Source organism: Streptomyces sp. NPDC104309 (assembly GCF_055584025.1).
The window spans coordinates 1-17,767 of record NZ_JBVJMV010000083.1 but is presented as its reverse complement, the minus strand read 5'-3'; the positions used below and the strand labels follow the sequence as shown (position 1 = coordinate 17,767).

Annotated in this window: 16 protein-coding genes; 7 read left to right on the top strand and 9 right to left on the bottom strand. The window is 71.4% G+C overall.

Translation table 11 applies throughout. The features are described 5' to 3' along the window. Positions 1 to 1,328: 1,328 nt before the first annotated feature. Entirely contained in the window at positions 1,329 to 1,739 is a 411-nt protein-coding gene (locus ACZ68L_RS44900) for a VOC family protein (protein ID WP_469590288.1), read from the top strand. Positions 1,740 to 2,034: 295 nt separating this feature from the next. On the opposite strand, the gene ACZ68L_RS44895 is transcribed toward ACZ68L_RS44900, so the two are convergent. Continuing rightward, positions 2,035 to 2,961, bottom strand: a complete 927-nt coding sequence (locus tag ACZ68L_RS44895) for a hypothetical protein (RefSeq protein ID WP_469590294.1) — start codon at positions 2,959 to 2,961, stop codon at positions 2,035 to 2,037. Here ACZ68L_RS44895 and ACZ68L_RS44890 point away from each other — a divergent pair. The 3 genes from ACZ68L_RS44890 (at position 2,842) to ACZ68L_RS44880 (ending at position 4,228) form a co-directional block, all read left to right on the top strand. Beyond that, on the top strand, positions 2,842 to 3,426 hold the full coding sequence (locus ACZ68L_RS44890) for a GTP-binding protein (RefSeq protein ID WP_469590291.1): 585 nt from the start codon (positions 2,842 to 2,844) through the stop codon (positions 3,424 to 3,426). The genes ACZ68L_RS44895 and ACZ68L_RS44890 overlap by 120 nt on opposite strands. A 188-nt stretch (positions 3,427 to 3,614) precedes the next feature. Beyond that, positions 3,615 to 3,842, top strand: coding sequence for a hypothetical protein (locus ACZ68L_RS44885; protein ID WP_469590286.1), 228 nt, complete (start codon positions 3,615 to 3,617; stop codon positions 3,840 to 3,842). A gap of 203 nt (positions 3,843 to 4,045) precedes the next feature. Next, positions 4,046 to 4,228 carry a hypothetical protein gene (locus ACZ68L_RS44880; protein ID WP_469590282.1) on the top strand — a complete coding sequence of 61 codons (183 nt, stop codon included), beginning with the start codon at positions 4,046 to 4,048 and terminating at the stop codon, positions 4,226 to 4,228. 481 nt (positions 4,229 to 4,709) lie between these two features. Here the strand turns inward: ACZ68L_RS44880 and ACZ68L_RS44875 are convergent, their stop codons facing one another. The 7 genes from ACZ68L_RS44875 to ACZ68L_RS44845 form a co-directional block, all read right to left on the bottom strand. Then, positions 4,710 to 6,110, bottom strand: a complete 1,401-nt coding sequence (locus ACZ68L_RS44875) for an amidase (protein ID WP_469590278.1) — start codon at positions 6,108 to 6,110, stop codon at positions 4,710 to 4,712. Continuing rightward, a complete protein-coding gene (locus ACZ68L_RS44870; RefSeq protein ID WP_469590272.1) occupies positions 6,107 to 7,333 on the bottom strand; it encodes an NADH:flavin oxidoreductase in 1,227 nt (408 codons plus the stop codon). Before ACZ68L_RS44870 ends, ACZ68L_RS44875 begins: the two co-directional genes overlap by 4 nt. Continuing rightward, on the bottom strand, positions 7,330 to 8,343 hold the full coding sequence (locus ACZ68L_RS44865) for an oligopeptide/dipeptide ABC transporter ATP-binding protein (RefSeq protein WP_469590270.1): 1,014 nt from the start codon (positions 8,341 to 8,343) through the stop codon (positions 7,330 to 7,332). The genes ACZ68L_RS44870 and ACZ68L_RS44865 overlap by 4 nt, the downstream gene beginning before the upstream one ends. Continuing rightward, entirely contained in the window at positions 8,340 to 9,386 is a 1,047-nt protein-coding gene (locus tag ACZ68L_RS44860) for an ABC transporter ATP-binding protein (RefSeq protein WP_469590266.1), read from the bottom strand. The genes ACZ68L_RS44865 and ACZ68L_RS44860 overlap by 4 nt, the downstream gene beginning before the upstream one ends. Beyond that, positions 9,383 to 10,417, bottom strand: coding sequence for an ABC transporter permease (locus tag ACZ68L_RS44855; protein WP_469590263.1), 1,035 nt, complete (start codon positions 10,415 to 10,417; stop codon positions 9,383 to 9,385). Before ACZ68L_RS44855 ends, ACZ68L_RS44860 begins: the two co-directional genes overlap by 4 nt. Beyond that, a complete protein-coding gene (locus ACZ68L_RS44850) occupies positions 10,410 to 11,378 on the bottom strand; it encodes an ABC transporter permease (RefSeq protein WP_469590259.1) in 969 nt (322 codons plus the stop codon). The genes ACZ68L_RS44855 and ACZ68L_RS44850 overlap by 8 nt, the downstream gene beginning before the upstream one ends. Positions 11,379 to 11,522: 144 nt before the next feature. Continuing rightward, complete coding sequence (locus ACZ68L_RS44845) at positions 11,523 to 13,136, bottom strand: ABC transporter substrate-binding protein (RefSeq protein WP_469590254.1); 1,614 nt, start codon at positions 13,134 to 13,136, stop codon at positions 11,523 to 11,525. A gap of 283 nt (positions 13,137 to 13,419) precedes the next feature. Here ACZ68L_RS44845 and casG point away from each other — a divergent pair, with 283 nt between their 5' ends. Further along, positions 13,420 to 15,063, top strand: coding sequence for a steroid-24-oyl-CoA synthetase (casG, locus tag ACZ68L_RS44840; RefSeq protein WP_469590251.1), 1,644 nt, complete (start codon positions 13,420 to 13,422; stop codon positions 15,061 to 15,063). Between the two features lie 113 nt (positions 15,064 to 15,176). Here the strand turns inward: casG and ACZ68L_RS44835 are convergent, their stop codons facing one another. Next, on the bottom strand, positions 15,177 to 15,953 hold the full coding sequence (locus ACZ68L_RS44835) for an SDR family oxidoreductase (RefSeq protein WP_469590248.1): 777 nt from the start codon (positions 15,951 to 15,953) through the stop codon (positions 15,177 to 15,179). A gap of 310 nt (positions 15,954 to 16,263) precedes the next feature. On the opposite strand from ACZ68L_RS44835, the gene ACZ68L_RS44830 reads away from it, so the two are divergent. Both ACZ68L_RS44830 and ACZ68L_RS44825 read left to right on the top strand, forming a co-directional pair. Further along, a complete protein-coding gene (locus ACZ68L_RS44830; protein WP_469590243.1) occupies positions 16,264 to 17,157 on the top strand; it encodes an LLM class F420-dependent oxidoreductase in 894 nt (297 codons plus the stop codon). Next, complete coding sequence (locus tag ACZ68L_RS44825) at positions 17,154 to 17,645, top strand: nuclear transport factor 2 family protein (RefSeq protein WP_469590239.1); 492 nt, start codon at positions 17,154 to 17,156, stop codon at positions 17,643 to 17,645. The genes ACZ68L_RS44830 and ACZ68L_RS44825 overlap by 4 nt, the downstream gene beginning before the upstream one ends. Positions 17,646 to 17,767: the final 122 nt, after the last annotated feature.

Here is a 17,767-nt window from a genome sequence, read left to right as displayed (position 1 = left end):
TTCGGATTCAGGTTAGCCATCGGACCCAGGAACATCCCTCCGAGTTCCTCCCGGCTTGACCGGGGATATAACAGGGCGCTTTCGTGGCGCAGCGAAGTTGAACAGGTCATCGAACCGGCGGCCGGAATCGGCCACCGTCCAACGGTGAAGCTTGGTCTGCATCTCCAGTACCCGGGCCCGAGGGCCCGGAGCTCCGCCATTCGGCGGGGCATCTTCCGGCATTGCAGCTTCCTTCCCTTCTCGATACCGCTGCCGCCCTTCCCCATGTGGCCGGCTCTCCCGGCCTCGGAGTACTACGGCGGCTCCGCCCCGTCCCCAACCGGTCAGCGGTCGATGCGCTCAGCCCGGTCGGCCTGCTGGAGGCAGGTGACGGGGCGAGGTTCGGGACGGTTCCCGTGTTCACTGTGGTTCGCTCGATGAAGGAGGAGCCCGACTGTGTCCCTGCGGCATCGCCACGAGTACGCCGCAGGCTTTCCTCGTGGCCTCCCGGCCAGCTTTCGTAGACCGGCCCAGGAGTTGGCAGACCACCCAAAAGGATGATCTGCATACGCACCGCTACCGGCCCTGATCCACCAGGTTCGAGCCGGAGGCCCTTTAAGAGACGTAAAACGCCGGTTCCTCGCGTACTCCTCTCCATCACGCTTGCCGGACCCGCCCCATCTGGCAGTACTGGACACGTCCCGGCTTTGTCAGGGCCGCTCTCGCCCTCCCCGGCATCACCCGGATCAGGCTGCCCTCAGCTTCAACCCGACTGCTGCGACAGCGGGTTGGTGCAGGTCTTCCACCCCCACTCGAACCAACAGCGCCTCACGGCGCAAACGGAATGTGTGCCAGAACCCCGTTCTCACGTACGAAGCCATGTCATCCATGGCCAGTGCTGCGCCTGCCACCGAGCTGGTACAAGGACCCCGCCTACCGAGCGTGCATCGGCACCGTCCCGGCCGGTGCGGACGACGCATGGCAGAAAGTCGGCGACGACGCCCGCAGCGGTGCCAGCGGCCTCGCGTACGAGGGTCGTACCGCGGACGGAGCCGGGGCTCACGTATTGGTCGTGCACGACAACAAACAAACGGGGACCGATCCCGGGGACCGGGACCTTCAGCTGCGCACCGAGGCCGTCCGCCACAAGGCGACCCGGACACGGCCGGGCCGACCATGGGAGCGACGACCATACGACACAAGGGCACGCCCGAGTACACGTGTCGATGAACCAGGCATCACGACCAAGTACAGGAACGCGACCGGGTGATGCGGAACAAGTGGCCGGATCGATCAGGAATCGGGATTCAAGAAGCGCGAATCACAGAGCCACACCTAGCATGATCACCATGGACATCACCATCCACACGACCGTGCTCCCCCACACAGACCCCGACGCATCCCTGGCCTTCTACCGCGACACCCTCGGCTTCGAGGTCCGCAGCGACGTCGGGCAAGGCAAAATGCGCTGGATCACCGTCGGCCCCACCGGCCAGCCCAGCACATCCATCCTCCTCGCACCACCGGCCACGGACCCTGGAATCACCGAGAACGAACGCCGCACCATCACCGAAATGATGGCCAAAGGCACCTACGGCTGGATCCTGCTCGCCACCCAAGACCTCAACAACACCTTCGAAAAACTCCAGGCCCACAACGCCGAAGTCGTCCAAGAACCAACCGAACAGCCCTACGGCATCCGCGACTGTGCCTTCCGCGACCCCGCAGGCAACCTCATCCGCATCCAAGAACTTCGCTGACCCACCCAGCCGGGAGCCGCGGTGATGACGGATCCGCGGGTCGGTGCGTAGACGGTCGGCGGGGTGCGGCCAGGATGTCTCCGGCCGGGAAACGCGGAAATGACTGTGGCGGAGGTGGGATCGACCGTGACCCGGTCCTGCCGGGAGGGCGGGCCACCTTCTTGCCGCGCGGGTCAGGTCTCCGAGAACCGAAACGCCCCACACGACCCGGCTGCGTCCCAAGGCCGGTGCCGGCCGACGAGCTGGGAGCATCACCAGGAAAGCGCCGGTCTTGTAGCCCCGTCCACCACCCGATTCACCGATACGCCCGGCCCCTCGCACATGCGATGAGGAGGGCAACAGCGGAGACGGCACACACCAGCACGCCGACGGCCAGGAAGACGTAGCCCGCCTCACTGATACCCGGTTCGGAGCTCTGAACAGCAGTCATGCCGTCGCCGACGGAGACCCTGTGTTCCCTGTCCGGATGGTCCACGATGTAGAGGACCATCGCGGCGGCCGCCGCCACGCACACCACGGCCCCGGCCAAGGGCCGGGCGCTCGCCCTGCCGTGCCAGGGGACCTTGGGTACCACAGCAACATGCGGGCACCGCGTCAGCAGGGCACGCCCCGGATCGGCGGGGTGCTCGGTCAGCCCGTCCGCCCGGAGCCGCCGGCCGTCGTCCAACCCGATCACACAACGGTTCCCATGCCCCGGCCGGGCAGCCAGGGAGTTCACGGATTCGCCATCGACGCGGGGCGAGGTGACACGGTCCCAGGACCAGCCAGACACCCCGCGCCGGGACCCGTGGACCAGCCCGCCCTCCCGCACCTCGAAGTACTCCCCCGGCTCGCCGCGCACCGCCCGGACGATCTGGGTCACCGCCACGCCCACGGTGCCCAGCGCCACACCGAGCAGCAGCCCGATCGCCTTGTTGCTGCCGGCCGACCCGTCGCCGGCCGCGGACATGCCCCACACGCCCAGCCAGCCGCGAGGGACGGCTACGAGCTGGGGCCAGCCCGCGTTCACCCAGCGCTTCCGGCGGTTGACCGCGAGCCGACTGACCACGGGGCCGAGCTCCACGGTGGCCCGCAGGCCGGCATCGTCCTCGGACGCCGTGACCTGATCGCGGGCATTCGCCGACACCCGCTCGCGCGTGCCGTGCGCGTCGGCAAGCTCACTCTCGCCGCCCTCGAAGCCACACTCCGTACCCCGCCGACACGCGCCGACCAGGCCCTGCACGCCACCCCGGAATCACAGGAAGCGAGAGTGCGGGCGGTGCTCGCGCGGCTGCGCGACGCCGATTTCAGGAGTGACGGCGGCGTTCGTCGACGTCCCCGGTCACCACCGCTTCATCACCACCATGCTGGCCGGGTCGGCCCTGTGCCCGCCGTCCTCCTGGTCATCGCGGCGGACGAGGGCTGGTGCAGGCAGACCGAGGAGCACGTGGCGGCGCTGACCGCCCTGAACATGCGTCACGGTGTGCTCACCGTGACCCGCGCCGACCTCGCCGACCCGGAAACGGCCATCGCCGAAGCACGCGACCGGCTCGCCGGTACGCCGCTGGAGAACATCGAGGCCGTAGCCGTCCACGCTCCCTCGGGCCGTGGCGTCGATCGGCTCAGGACCGCGCTGGACCGCCTCGTCCACTCCCTCCCCGAAGCACCTTCGCCGGTGAGACACGCCGCAGTTCAGAGCAGTGCGTGAGGCCAGGACCGCGAGAACCCCACATGGCCGGGAAGCGAGGCGGGGCACCTGAGGAAGGGGGCCGATCCCGTACGGGCCGGGCGCGAGCGGACCGGGCCACTCCGCGACCCCGGCGCTCATGCCGTCCTGCCCACGCGCATCTGGTTCATCGGGATGCGGGGGTCAGCTACGCGGGACACCATGGGGGAATGGCGACAGCACCCATCACTGTCCATGCGCCGACCCCGTCCGGCGGGCGTCCCGTGACGGTGCACATCAACAACCGTGAGGAAAGGCTCGGCCTCGCACACAGCGACCACGATCTCGTCGTCTTCCTCGCAGATGCCGGGATGGCCGATCCGGAGCGGATCCTCGACAACCCCGCCGTGGTCCAGTGGACAGGCGCCGAGCCCCATCAGTACGAGTCCCCCGCATAACGGTCCGACCCCGGCGGTGCGAGCGTCTCCGGACAGCGCTGGGCAAGCGTTGCCCAGTGCTGTCCGAGCGGGCCCTGGTCCGCCAGGGCAGGTTCCTCAAGTCGAGCAAGCCGGACGGACTGTCTCTCCGCGTCCACGCCTGGTCGAAGCGGCTATCGATATCGCGGGACGGGAAAGGGACGACCGGACTACGGTCATCGACCGTGACCGAAGCGACCTCTCCGCACTCCACTCGGACGGCCTACGACACCGTCGCCGTCGCCTACGAGAGACTCGTACGGGACGAGCTGAACACCGAACCGCTGGCCCGCGCCATGCTCTTTGCGTTCCCCGAACTCGTACGGGCGCCGGGCACCGGACCCGTCGCCGACCTCGGCAGTCATTGACCCATCCGCACCCCGCGCAGGCGTAGCGGCCGTCGAGTCCCGCGATGTGGGTGCCGCAGCGCGAGCAGTCCGTATTAGAGGTCGCCGGCTGGTGCGCAGGCAGCCGGTCACCGGAGTGGCCACGAGCTGTGGGGCGTTCGTCAGTCATGGCCCGAGGCTGCCCAAGCAGCGGCACCCTCGACCCCGGAAGACCAGCCGCACCGGTGGGCGCATGGACAAAAGCCGTCCGGATTCCGGGCAGCACTCGGCTGAGCCGCGTCAGCCGCCGGAACCGCCGTGGGTGCGGCCCAAGGCGTCGGCGCTCGGCCGGCCGATGTCCGGCGGCGAAGAATGCGGCAGGATCGGGGCCGGCGCCGCCCGACCGGCCTCGGCAGGCCCTGGACAGCGTGGGCGCGCGCCGACGGCGAGGGCTTCGCGGCCGTCATCATCGAGGCCGGCGGTGCCCGGTCCCGCACGGGCCCGTCCGGCGGGTACCGCGCGGTCACGGGGCGGGCGGGCACCCCCAGGGAGCCGCCCGTTCCAGCTGTGCCGCCAGGGCGAGCAGCACGCCCTCGCCGCCGAGGGGTGCGGCGAACTGGACGCCGAGTGGCAGGCCTTGGCGATCGTGGCCGAAGGGGACGGACATCGCCGGCATCCCGGTCACGTTGTACACGCTGGTGAAGGCGGCGTAGCCGGAAGCGTGCCGGTGGATCGACTCCGGGTCGGCCGTGTCGAGGGTGCCGAGCAGCGGGGTCGGCTGCGCGAGGGTCGGGCTGAGGAGCACGTCGAACGCGTGGAACGCGGCGCCGACCTCCCAGCCGATCTCCTGCGCCCGGCGCAGCGCGCGGCTGACATCGGCCGCGGGGCGGGCACGGTAGGCCTCGTACAGGACGCGGGTGAACGGCTCGATGTCGTCGTCGGCCAAGGGCCTGCCGAGCCGGGCGAGCCGGGCGTCGATCTGGGCGACGAGGTCGGCGCCCATGAGGACTCCCGAGGTGCGGCCGACGTCCTCGGGACGGTAGCGGGCGGTCGTCTCGGCGACCTCGTGGCCGAGGCGTTCGCACAGCAGGCCCGCGGCGTGTGCGGCCCCGGCGGACTCCGGGTGCACGTCGGGGCCGTCGGGCAGCCGGGTGAGCAGGCCGATCCGCAACGGCCCCGGGTCCCGGCGGGCCAGTTCGGCGAAGGGCGCCGCGGGCTCCGGAGCGGCATACGCGTCGCCGGGGAGCGGGCCTGCGGCGATGTCGAGGAGCAGGGCGCTGTCCCGTACGGTCGTGGTGACGGCGTTGTGCCCGGAGACGAGGCCCGACAGGGTGGTGGGCCGGGGCGCCGGCGAGACGCGGCCGCGGCTGGGCTTGAGGCCGAACAGTCCGCAGGCCGCCGCCGGTATGCGGATGGAGCCGCCGCCGTCGCTGGCGTGCGCGACCGGGACCATACCGGCGGCCACCGCGGCCGCCGAGCCACCGCTCGATCCGCCCGGCGAGTGCGCGGCGCTCCACGGATTGCGGGTGGGGCCGAACAGCGCCGGTTCGGTGGAGGCGTTGAGTCCGAGTTCCGCGGTGTTGGTGGTACCGAGGACGACCGCCCCCGCGCGCCGGTAGCGGGCCACCAGTTCGCTGTCGCGCCGGGCCGTCAGGGCGGCGAAGAGGCGGCTGGCGCCGGTCGCGGGCAGGCCCGCGACCTCGGTGCCGAGATCCTTGACCAGCATGGGTACACCGTGCAGCGGGCCGTCCGGCAGGCCCGCGGCCACCTCGGCCAGGGCGGCCTCGAAGCGGGTGTGGATCACCGCGTTGAGCGCAGGGTCGAGCTGCTCGATGCGGGCGATCGCCTGCTCGGTGAGGGTACGGGCGTCGGTCTCACCGTCCCTGACGGCCACGGCCGTGGCGACCGCGTCGAGGCCCCTCACGCCACATATCCGGCGGGCTTGCCCCACGATTCGCGGCGGGTGGTGCTGCGGTCGACCAGGACGCAGCGGGTGCCGGTGAAATTGGTGGGCATGCACTTGTTGCAGTGGATGCACAGGGACGGCGTACCGGGGTCGCCCCGCAGGCGGTTGACGAGGTCCGGCTCGCGGAGCAGGGCCCGTGCCATGGCCACGAACTCGAAGCCCTCGCGCATCGCGAGGTCCATGACCGGCTTGTCGGTGATACCGCCGAGCAGGATCATCGGCAGCTTCACCGCCGCGCGGATCTGCCGTGCGTCCTCCAGGAGGTAGGCGTCCCGGTAGGGATAGCTGCGCAGGAACCGCTTGCCGACCGCCTTCACCCCGAGCTTGATCGGCTGCGGCATGATCGCGGAGAACTCCCGGAGCGGGGCGTCGCCCTTGAAGAGGTACATCGGATTCAGCAGGGAGCTGCCGGCGGTCATCTCCAGGGCGTCGACGGTGCCGTCCTGTTCGAGCCACTGCACCACCGGGATGGCCTCGTCGAGCCAGAACCCGCCGGGGACGCCGTCGTCCATGTTCATCTTGGCGATGACAGCGATCCGGTCGCCGACCGCGTCGTGGACGGCCCGCATGATCTCGCGTGCGAACCTGGCACGGTTGTCGAGGCTGCCGCCGTACGCGTCGGTGCGGTGATTGACCCGGGGGCTGAGGAAGGAACTGGCCAGGTAGTTGTGGCCCAGGTGCACCTCGACGGCGTCGAAGCCCGCCTCGATTGCGCGGCGTGCGGCCTCGGCGTGGGCCTCGGTGATGCGGCGGATGTCGGCGAGGGTCGCCTCCTTGGCCCAGCTGAGGGTGGTGGCGTGGAAGTGCTTCGACGGGGAGAGGGCGGGGGCGCCGTTGCCCCTGGGGTTGGCGACGGGGCCGCCGTGACCGATCTGCGCGCAGACCGCGGCGCCTTCGGCGTGCACGGCGTCGGTGAGCGCGCGGAGACCGGGCATCGCCTCGTCGGTCCAGTGGATCTGGTGGCGGTCGGTCCGGCCCTCCTTGGCGACCGCGCAGTAGGCGACGGTCGTCATGCCGACGCCGCCGCGTGCGTAGGCGACATGGAAGTCGACGAGGTCCCTGGTGACCAGGGACTTGTGGCTGAGCCCTTCGTAGGTGGCGGCCTTGATGACGCGGTTGCGGAGCTTGACGGGGCCCAGCTCGGCGGGGGCCAGGACATCGGGCGTCTGGCTGGTGGTCATGAGTGGTTGCTCCTCGGTTCGACATGGTGGCAGGCGACCCGGTGTCCGGGCCGGATCTCCCACAGCGGGGGCTCCTCACCGGAGCACAGTCCGGTGGCCAGCGGGCAGCGGGTGCGGAAGCGGCAGCCCGACGGCGGGTCCAGGGGTGAGGGGAGTTCGGTGGCCGGTACGGGGCCGGCGGCGGTGGCGTCCGTGGCGCCGGAGGCCTTGGGGAGGGAGGCGAGCAGCAGCCGGGTGTAGGGGTGCGCGGCCTCGTCCTGCATCCCGTCGGAGGGCAGTACCTCACAGACCTTGCCGAGGTACATCACCATGACGCGATCGCTGATGTTCTTCACCACGGACACGTCGTGGGCGATGAAGACCATGCTCAGTGCGCGCCGCCGGGCCGTCGCCTCCAGGAGGTTGAGGATCTGGGCCTGCACGGACACGTCCAGGCTGGACACGGGTTCGTCGCAGATCAGCACTTCGGGATCGAGCAGCAGCGCACGGGCGATGCACACCCGCTGGCACTGGCCGCCGGAGAGTTCGTGCGGTCTGCGGTCCCGTACGGTCGCGGGGTCGAGGCCGACGTCGCGCAGCGCCGCGTCGATCCTGGCGTCCTTGTCCCGGGCGTCGCCGCCGGTCCCCCAGATCGAAGGGCCTTCCCACACCAGGTCCTCGACCCTGCGGCGCGGGTTCAGGGCGGAGACCGGGTCCTGCATGATGATCTGCATCCGGGCCCGTGCCCGGCGCAGTTCTCGGGGGGCGAGGCCGGTGAGTGTCACCTCGCCGAGGCGGACAGTGCCGGAGTCCGGGGGCGGCAGCTGGATCAGGGAGCGGCCGACGGTGGACTTGCCGCAGCCCGACTCGCCCAGGATGCCCAGGGTCTCGCCCACCGCGACCTCCAGCCCGACACCGGAGACGGCGTGCACCTTGCGGCCGCGCCCGGACGGGAACTCCACGACGAGGTTCTCCGCGGTCAGTGCGGGCCGCCGGTTCGGTGGGGCGACGGCATCGTCGGGGGTCGTCATACGGTGGCCTCCTCGACGGCGCCCAGGGGGTGGTGACAGGCGACGAGGCCGCCGGTGTCGCGGTCACCGGCGTATCCGGTGAGTCGGGGTGCTTCGGTGACGCAGCGGTCCGTCGCCGCGCCGCAGCGCGGGGCGAAGCGGCATCCGGGGGGCGGGTGGAGCAGATGGGGCGGGCTGCCCTCGATGGCGGGCAGCAGGGTGTGCGGGGGCAGGTCGAGGCGCGGGATGGAGGCGATCAGGGCACTGCTGTAGGGGTGTCGCGGACGGTCGAAGACGGCCGCGGTGTCCGCGTACTCGACGAGCCGGCCCGCGTACATCACCGCCACCCGGTCCGTGCGGCCCGCGACGGTGGCGAGGTCGTGGCTGATGAGGACGGTCGCCATCCGCAGTTCCCCGGACAGCGACTGCAGCAGGTCCAGGACCTGCTTCTGGACCGTCACGTCGAGCGCGGTGGTCGGTTCGTCGGCGATGAGGAGCCGTGGGCCGCAGGCCAGGGCCATGGCGATGACGACCCGCTGCCGCATGCCGCCGGAGAGTTCGTGCGGGTACTGGCCGGCGCGCCGGGAGGGTTCGGGGATGCCGACCTGCCGGAGCAGGCCGACGGCCCGTTCCCGGGCCTTCGCGCGGCTCAGGCCGAGGTGCAGCCGGACGCTCTCGGACAGATGCGTGCCGACCTTCTTCACCGGGTTCAGGGAGGTCATCGGGTCCTGGAACACCATGGCGACCTCGGTGCCCCACAACGCTCGCCGCCGCGCCGGGGTCAGCGCGTGGACGTCCGTTCCGCCGAGCAGGACGGAGCCGGACACGGTGGTGCCGGGGCCGTCGGTGATCAGGCCCATGAGGGTGCGGCCGAGCACGGACTTGCCCGATCCGGACTCGCCGACGATGCCGAGGGTCTCCCCCTCGTGCAGCGTCAGGGAGACACCGTCGACGGCCTGCACCGGGCCGCGGGCCGTGTGGAAGGCGGTGCGTACCTCGGTGGCGGTCAGCAGTGGCGTGCCGGTGGGAGGCTCCGGATCCTTGGGCGACGGTGTGGTGGTCACAGTTTCACGCTCCGGGAGTCCCAGCGCCCGCGAGCCTTCTCGCCGACGATGTTGAAGGCGAACACGGTGAGGAAGAGGAAGGCGCCGGGCATGAGCACGATGTGCGGATGCTCCTCGAAGACCCGGCCCTCCCCCTCGGCGATCATGTTTCCCCAGGTGGGTTCCGGCGGCTGGATGCCGAGTCCGAGGAAGCTGAGGGAGGCCTCGGCGACGATGAGGACCGAGATCATCACGACGGCCAGGGACAGGACGGGCAGCAGGACGTTGGGCAGCAGTTCGCGCAGGAGGATGCGGGAGCGTGTGGCACCCATGGCGCGGGCCGCGACGACGAACTCCCGGTTGGCGTAGGCCATGGTGGTGGCGCGAGAGAGTCGCACCATGCCGGGGACCGTGAGCAGCGCCAGGGCGAACGCGACGTTGCGCAGATGCGGCTGGAGCACGGTCGCGAGTGCGATGAGCAGGATGAGCGGGGGCACGGCGAGCAGTGAGTTGGTCGCGATGCCCACCGCCCGGTCGACGGTCTTCTGGAAGTAGCCCGCGACCATGCCGATGGCGCCGCCGGTCACGGTGCCGATGGCGACCGCGGACAGGGAGATGAGCAGCGAGGAGCGTGCGCCGTACAGGGACCTGGCCAGCAGGTCGAGGCCGAAGCCGTTGGTGCCCAGCGGATGGGCGCCGGTGAACGTCGGGGTGGCGAAGACCGGTTCGAGGACGGTGCTCGCGACGTCGCGGTCCTCGGCGAGCGGCAGCCACGGGGTGAACAGGATCGCGAGGCCGAGCAGCAGAAGCCAGCCGGCACCGAACCAGAAGACCACGTCGAAGCCGGGGCCCGCCCATCGTCTGCCGAGCCGGGCGGCCCCGCCGAGCGACATGCCGAGGCCGAGCAGGGCGATGGCCGCCTTGGCGGGCGGGACGAGTTGGGGCGTCGTCGCGCCGAGCACCAGCAGGACGAGGCCGACGACGGTGAGGGTGACGGCGGCGAGCAGGGACAGCGGGAAGGAGGTCCGCGTGCGCGGAGCGATGTCAGACATGGACACGTCGCGTCCTCGGGTCGAGACAGCCGTAGGAGAGGTCGATGCCGGCGTTGATCACCACGTAGATCACGGCGATGGTGAGCACGGCGCCCTGGACCATCGGATAGTCGCCCTGGCTCGCGGCGTTGACGATGAGCGTCCCCATGCCGGGCAGCGCGAAGAGGTACTCCACGACGACGGTGCTGCCGATCAGCCGGCCGAGGCTCAGGCCGAGCAGGGTGACCAGGGAGAACGAGGAGGGGCGCAGGGCGTCGGTGAACAGGATGCGCAGCGGGCTCATGCCCTTGGCGCGGGCGGCAAGGATGTAGTCCTCCCGCAGGGTCACGATCAGGTCGCCGCGCAACGCCCGGGTGAACATGGCGAGTTCGGCCAGGGCGACGGTCAGCGCCGGCAGGAAGGCGTGGCGCAGATTGCCCAGCAGGTCGCCCTCGCCGAGCCGCACCCATTCGGCACGCGGGAACCAGCCGGCCGAGTCGACCAGGACGAGGATCAGCAGCAGACCGGCCAGGAAGCCGGGTACGGACAGCACACCGAAGGTGCCTGCGCCGATGATCCGGTCGGCCGCCGCCCCCTCCCGGTACGCCGACCACATGGCCAGCGGCACCGCGAGCAGCAGCGCGATGAGCAGGCCGAGCGCCGCGATTTCGAAGCTGACGGGCAGCGCGGACAGCACGCGGTCGGTGACGTCGCTCTGCGGTGGTACGACGGAGCGGCCGAGGTCACCGGTGAGGGCGCCGCCGAGCCAGTCGAAGTAGCGGGTGAGCAGTGACTGGTCCAGGCCGAGCTCGTGGCGGAGCCCGGCGTACTCGGAGGGCGCCCGGCCCGCCCCGAGGATGTCGACCGCGGGGTCGCCGGGCAACAGGGTCACCAGGGAGAACACCCCGATGCTCGCGATGAGGAGCACACCCACCAGTTCAAGGGCCTTCAGGACGGTTCGGCGCAGCGCAGCGGGACTCATGGTTCCTCCATATCTGCCCGGTGGCGACATGCGGTTCGACGGAATGCGCACTGCGGTGCGGTGAAGCCGCGCGCGGGAGGGCCGGGGCGTTGTCCCGGTGAGCGGAAGCTCGGGGGGCCGCTCCGGCGCCCCGGGCCGTGAGGGTCACCTGCTGATCCAGGCCTGGCCGAAGAGCGCCATGTACTCGTCGGTCGGCACGATGCCGTGCACGTTCTTGCCCCAGGCGGTGAAGCCGGCGCTGGCGCCGAGGTTGACCACTGGCACGTCCTCGTTGAAGAGCGTCTGGACGGCGTCGAGGATCCGCTGCGTCCGGGGCTCTCCGCTCGCGCCCTGCAACTGGACGAGCAGCTTGTCCATCTCCGGGTTGGCGTAGCCGCCGGGGTTGCCGTAGCTCTTGGAGTTCAGAACGCTCTGCAGACGGTGGTACGGGTCGCTCTCCGAGACGCTCGCCGCACCACGGCTGATGTCGAAGTCGTGGTCCACATAAGTCTTCGCCACCCGGTCGGCGATCGAGGAGACCAGGTCGAGCTTCACCTTGAATCCGGCGCGTTCCAGCATCGCCTTGGTGACGACCGCTTTGGACCGGGAGACGGGGTCGGTGCCGTCCATGTAGGTGATGGTGCCGTCGTAGCCGTCCTTCTCGGCCTCCGCGAGGAGCTTCTTCGCCTGCTCCAGGTCGATGCCGACGGGCTTCACCCCGGAGTGCCAGCGCGACTCGGGCGGGAAGATCTCCTGACCCGGCAGGCCCTTGCCGTGGTAGGCGCGCTCGGTGTCGAGGGCCGGGTCGAGGGCCAGGGCCATCGCCTTGCGGACCCGCAGGTCCTCCCCGGGCCGGCCCTTGCGGGTGTTGATGGTGATCATGTTGCCGAGGCCGGTCAGGGTCAGTTCTCCGGGATGGCCTTCCTTCACGGCGTCGTCGACCACGTCGGGGCTGCGCATGTACGTCACGTCGACCGTGCCGTCGTTCAGCGCGTCGAGTTTGGAGCGGTCCGACTGCGGCCAGGTGAAGCGCAGCGCGTCCAGGTAGGGCTCGCCCTTCCAGTACTTCTTGTTCGCCTTGAGGATCATCTCTTCCTGGGGCGCGTACTTGCCCAGGGTGAAGGCGCCGGCTCCGATGGGCTTGAACGTCTTTTCCGCGTACGCGGCGGGAGCCACGATCATGCCGGGCGCCTGGGCGAGCATCGCGGGGAAGGTGGCCCATGCCTTGCGGAGGGTGAAGACCACGGTGGAGTCGTCGGTGGCCTCCGTCTTCACGAGGTTCGGGGCGAGCAGCGCCGTGTCGGCGCCCTTGTTCTCCTGGTACCACTCGATGCTGGCCGTCACGGCCTTCGCGTCGAGCGGTGTGCCGTCGGAGAACGTGACGCCCTGGCGGAGTCCCAGCGTCCAGGTCCTGGCGTCGTCGCTGCTGTGCAGCGACTCGGCCAGCCACGGCTCGTACTTCTTGGCGACGGTGTCGTAGCGCATCAGCACGTCGTAGACGGCCGCGAGCGCGGAGCCGCCGGAGGCACCCGTCGCGTAGGTGGCGGCGGGGCTGAGACTGCGGGCCTCGGCGTAGTCCGCGAAGTGCAGGGTGCCGCCGCGGACCGGCTTGCCACCGGCGGGCTGGTCGCCGATGCCGCCGAACTCGTAACGGCCGCGCTCGGCCTTCTGCTGACTGCCGCTGCCCCCGTCGTCGGACGAGACGCACGCGGAGGTGAGCAGCGCCGCGGCGGCCAGGGCGGCGGCGAGGCGGGCTCGCGCCCGTGGAACTCGCTTCATTTCTTCCTCCAGTTGTCCGGTGGAACGGAGCGGGGAAGGACCGGGGCGGATCAGGTGGGGGACGGTACGGTCAGCGAAATCCGGCCGACGTGACGCATCCCACTCACCGGGAGCCCGGCGGGCCACGGCCTGTTCCGGTGGTGCACGGCCGTTCTGTCCGCGTCCGCGACGTGGCACGGTGTCCCAGTGACCGGAACCGGCCGGGCAGCGATGCCCCGGCACTGACCGACACTGACCCCGATCGCGATCCCAGTGGAGTTCCCGACGCACCAGGAGTCCCCCGATGCCCAGCGAAACGGACCACCGCTCTTCCGCTCTCGCCCGTGCCGCCGCGCTCACCGGCCCCGGCGGCCGGTTCGAACTCTGCGACGACGACGTGCTGGGAGCCCGGCTGCCGGTGTTCGCCCACCGGCAACGCGCTCTGCACGAGGTGCTGCACGCGTCCGTCGCGCACGCCGACCGCGACTACATCGTCACCGCGGACCGCCGGATCACCTTCGCCGAGCACGCGGCCCAGGTCTCCTCGCTGGCACACGCGCTGCGCGAGGAGTACGGCATCGCCAAGGGCGACCGGGTGGCCATCGCCGCGGCCAACTCCGCCGAGTGGATCCAGACGTTCTGGGCCACGGTGTCGATCGGCGCGGTGGCCGTCGGGTTCAACGCCTGGTGGTCGGCGCGCGAGATGGCCCACGGTCTGCGGAACGCGGAACCCTCGCTCGTGGTGGCCGATGCCAGGCAGTCGGCGAAACTGGCCGGCTGCGCCGTTCCGGTGCTGTCCCTGGATGACGACGTCAGCCGCCTCCTGACGGCCCGCGCGGACGCGCCGCTGCCGTCCGCCGATGTCGCCGAGGACGACCCGGCCGTCATCCTCTACACCTCGGGCACCTCGGGCCGTCCCAAGGGCGCCGTGCACACCCACCGCAACCTGCTGGCCGTCGTCGAATACCACCGGCTGAACGACGCCCTGCTGCGGGAGCACGGCAACCCGCTGGCCCCGGAGGAGCGCGTCCATCTGCTGACCCTGCCGCTGTTCCACATCGCGAGCCTGCACAATCTGGCCGTGCCGCGGCTGGCCACGGGCAGCCGGATCGCCCTGCACCAGGGCGCGTTCGACGTCGACGCGGTGCTGGGCATGATCGAGCGGGAACGCGTCACCAACTGGGGAGCGGTGCCCACGATGGCCCATCGGCTGCTCGAACACGGCCGGGCCGACCAGTACGACACGTCGTCGCTCACGGCGTTCGCGCTGGCCTCCGCGCCGTCGTCGACCGAGTTCAAGGAGCGGCTGCGCCGGCAGTTGCCGTTTGCGAAGAACTCGCTGGTGGACAGCTACGGCCTGACCGAGACCTGCACCGCCGTCGCCGCGGCGAACCCGCAGGAGCTGGCGGCGGCCCCGGGAACGCTCGGCCGGCCCGTCACCGGTGTCCGGCTGGAGATCCGCGATGCCATGGGCCAGGTCCTCGACGAGGGCGAGGAGGGCGAGGTCTGGGTCCGCAGCATGTTCAACATGCTGGGCTACTGGCGCGACGCCGAGGCCACCGAGAGCACCATCGGCGCGGATCGCTGGCTGCGTACCGGGGACCTGGGACAGGTGCGAGAGGGACGGCTGTATCTCAGCAGCCGCCGGTCGGACCTGATCATCCGCGGCGGTGAGAACGTCTACCCGGCCGAGATCGAGACGGTGCTGGCCGAGCACCCGGACGTCAGGGAGTGCCTGGTCCTCGGTGTGCCGCATCCCGACCTCGGCCAGGAGGTCGCGGCCGTCGTGGTGCTCAAGCCGGGCTCGGCGGTCACCGAGGAGGCGCTGCGGGAGTACGCGGCGGACCAACTGGCCTATTTCAAGGTTCCCAAGCGCTGGCGGCTCACCACCGACGAACTGCCGCGCAACGCGACCGGCAAGGTGATCCGGCCCTCGGTGCGGATCTGACGCCGGTACCCACGGCGGATGCCACCGGTGCTCCGGGCGCGTGACGCGCCCGGAGCACCGGTGGCACCGGTTCTTGTGACCCCGTCCCGGAGGACCGCGGGCATGACTCCGTCTCAGAAGTCCGCGGGTCCGCGCAGTGTCGCCTCGGCGCCTCCGTCGACGTAGACCACCTGCCCGGTGATGTGGCTGTTCTCCTCGGAGGCCAGGAACAGGACGGCCCGCGCGACGTCCTCGGGCTGCAGATAGCCGCCCAGCGGCATCGGAACCGCCTCGTCCATCACCTTCTTCGTCTCCGGGTCGTCGAAGAGCCCCGCGCTCATCGGCGTGAGCACGATGCCGGGCGCCACCACGTTCACGGGGATCCCGGCGTCGGCCCAGCCCTCGGCGACCGCGGTCCGCCGTGCCCACTGGGCGAGCGCCGACTTGGACGAGGGGTACAACTGCTGTGCGCGGCCGTCGGCTACGGCCCGTTCCGCGTGCTCCAGGGCCTCGGTCTCGTCGCCGGCCAGACAGGCCGCGACGACGTCCCGGTCGGTGGGCCGGGTGCCGGAGATGGAGCCGATGACCACGACCCGGGGCCGCTCCGCAGCGGCGAGCGCCGGTCGCAGCGCCGTCACGAACTCGGTGGTGCCGAAGTAGTTGACCGTCACCATCGCCGTTCCGGGCACGGAGGTGCCGGCGCAGGTGACGACCGCGTGCACCACCCCGCCCGCCCTCTCGCCGACCGCCGCCGCGGCGGCGGCACGGCCGTCCGGGGTGGACAGGTCGGCATCGACCTCGCCTCCTCGCAGGTCCACCCCGATCACCCGGTCCCCCCGGGAGCGGAGCAGGGCGGTGAGGGCGGCGCCGATTCCGGAACCGGATCCGGTGACGACGACGTTGCGCGGCATGGGTACTCCTCAGGTCGGCCGACGGTGCTCGCACGGAGGGTCCCGGTCCCGCGCACAGCACCGCACGGGTGGCGCTGCGCGTCCGGGGGAACGGCTCCGCTCCGCACCGTAATCACCCCGGTCCCGGCCGGGCGTGCGCACTCCCGGTGACCGGACGGGCCACGAAGGACCCGACGGGCGAGCCGTCGCCGACCGACAGGACACGGCCCGAAAGCGCGGCCTCCCGCCCACCGGGACGGAGCCTGCGGGCGCGGGGCGCGGGCACTTGGATGGCCTCTCCCGTTCCGTCCTGTCAGAGAGAGGTGTCCGCATGCGGATCGGCATCACCAGTCCCGTCGTCACGGCGGTCCCCGGCGTGCACTCCCCGTGGGAGCGCACCGCCGGCATCGAGGAGCTGGGGGTGGTCGCCGAGGCCGCGGACCGGCTCGGCTTCCACCATCTGACCTGTTCGGAACATGTCGCGGTGCCCGTGGACATCGCCGAACAGCGCGGCGGAACCTACTGGGACCCGCTCGCCACCTTCGGGTACCTCGCCGCCCGGACCCGCCGGATCCGGTTCGCCACCCAGGTCCTGGTGCTCGGCTATCACCATCCGCTGGCCGTCGCGAAGCGCTACGGCACGCTGGACCGCGTATCGGGCGGACGGCTCGTCCTGGGGCTCGGCGTGGGCAGTCTGGAGGAGGAGTTCCGGCTGCTCGGTGCCGCCTTCGAGGACCGGGGCGCGATCGCCGACGACGCGATCGCGGCGCTGCGGACCTCCCTGTCCCGGCGCGAACCCGTCTACCACGGTGAGCACTTCGACTACGAGGGGCTGGTGGTGGAGCCGCACGCCGTGCAGGACCGGGTGCCGCTGTGGATCGGTGGCCGTACCCCGCGTTCGCTGCGCCGGGCCGTGACGCACGGCGACGGCTGGGTGCCGTTCGGGCTGTCCCTGGACCGGCTGCGCGAGATGGTCGGCGCGGCCTTGCTGCCGGAGGGCTTCGAGGTGGTTCTGAGCACGGGCCGCCCGCTCGACCCGTCCGGCGACGCGGACCGCGCGTCGAAGGCGCTGCGCGAGGTTTCGGAGGCCGGTGCCACTCTGGTCAGCGTGTCGCTGGCCGCCGAGTCGGCGAACCACTACGTCGAACAGCTGGAAGCACTCGCCGGGATCGCCGGCCTGGCCGGCCGCCCCGGCACGACGGCGATCCGGGAGGGACGCGCATGACCGAGAACCGGCTGGCCGCCGTCGAGGCGCGCCTGCGGCGGCTTGAGGACGAACGCGACATCGCCCGGACGATGGCCGTGTACGGGCCCCTGGTCGACGGTGGTGACGCGGACGGTGTGGCCGCACTCTGGGCACCGGACGGTGTCTACGACATCGACGAGATCTTTCTCGCGGGCCGGGAGCGGATCCGCGAGATGGTGCGGTCCCCCGCCCACCAGGGCTGGATCCGCCAGGGCTGCGCGCATGTCGTGGGGCCGCCGCACATCACGGTCGACGGCGACGAGGCGGTCGCGGTGTGCCACTCGCTGATGGTGGTGCACGAGGGGGGCCGGTACGTGGTGCGCCGGGCCACCGCCAACCACTGGCGGCTGCGCCGTACGGGTTCCGGCTGGCACGTGGTCACCCGGACGAACCGGATTCTGGACGGCCGCCCCGAGGCTCCCGCGTTGCTGGCGGGCGGGGCTCATGGCGAGCCGGCCCCCGGCTGAGGAGTCGGGGCGGGGGGGGGGGGGGGGCGGCAACACACGCCGCGCGCGCCGCCCCGCGGGCGGGCCCGGGGGGGCCGCCCCCGCCAGCCGCGGGGGGCGCCGCCGCCGCCGGGGCGGCCGGG